Source organism: Winogradskyella pacifica, assembly GCF_003386275.1.
GTDB lineage: Bacteria > Bacteroidota > Bacteroidia > Flavobacteriales > Flavobacteriaceae > Winogradskyella > Winogradskyella pacifica.
The window spans coordinates 2184-3387 of sequence record NZ_QREI01000023.1 but is presented as its reverse complement, the minus strand read 5'-3'; the positions used below and the strand labels follow the sequence as shown (position 1 = coordinate 3387).

Sequence of the window (1204 nt, the reverse complement as noted above, 5' to 3'; positions counted from 1 at the left end):
TGTTTACACTTACGGATACTGATAATGAAATTACTGGAGGAGCCTCAGGTTTAGAGGTGACCTACCACGAAACAGAAATCAATGCAGAAAATGGAGTTGATGCTATAGACACTACAGTGAGTTATAACAATATTGTACAAAATGGTCAAATCTTATTTGCACGAATAGAAAGTCCAACAATCGCGACAGACTGTGCTACGATCGTTGTGTTAGAATTAATAGTAGAGCCAACGCCACAATTAATAGCACCAACAGCACTAGAAGCTTGTGATGATATTTCAGCAGATGGCTTTGCAACTTTTGATTTAACGACTAAAGCATCAGAGTTACTAAATGGACAAGATCCGTTACAGTATATAGTGAGCTATTACGAGAGTGAAGCGAATGCTGAAGCAGCGAACAACCCTATAAACAATCCACTCGCTTATACCAATATAGACGATTTTAATCAAATCATTTGGATACGTGTAGAGGATAATACAACGGTAGAAGGCTGTTATAAAATCACAAGTTTAGAATTAATCGTCAACCCATTACCAGTGTTAGTAACACCAGCACCCTTAGAGTTGTGTGATGTCAATAATCCAGGAGATGAGCAAGAAGGCTTTACCTTAGAAGCGGCAAATGAAGAGATTTTAAATGGCCAAACAGGTATTAGCTTAAGCTACTATGAGACGCAATTAGATGCAGACAATGCAACAAACCCAATAGTAAGTCCATATGTAAACACAAGCAATGCACAGACTATTTTTGTAAGAGCCGAAAATGATGTCACAGGTTGTTATAATACGGTGACTGTAACCTTACGTGTGGATCCAATTCCTTCACCAGAATCAGACCCAACACCAATAGAAGTTTGTGATGATGATAATGATGGTTTTGCAGAATTCGATTTAACACAACGTACCGTAGAAATCACTAATGGAGAACCAAATGTAGCGATTAGCTATCACGAGACACAGACCGATGCAGAGAATGGAGATAACCCAATCATAGGATTATACACCAACATTGTAGCGAACAACCAAATGATTTATGTGCGTTCAGAGAATACCTTAACCGGTTGTTACAGTCTTACAACTAATACACTAGAATTAATTGTATTGCCATCGCCAGAAGTACCAACAAGTATAGAATCTTACACTATATGTGATACCGATGATAATGGAATCACCCAATTTGATCTTACCACTAAAGATGAAGA

Annotated in this window: 1 pseudogene; it reads left to right on the top strand. The window is 38.0% G+C overall.

From position 1 onward, the window contains the following. Window positions 1-1204, top strand: a pseudogene (locus tag DFQ09_RS19020) (hypothetical protein); the annotation flags it as partial.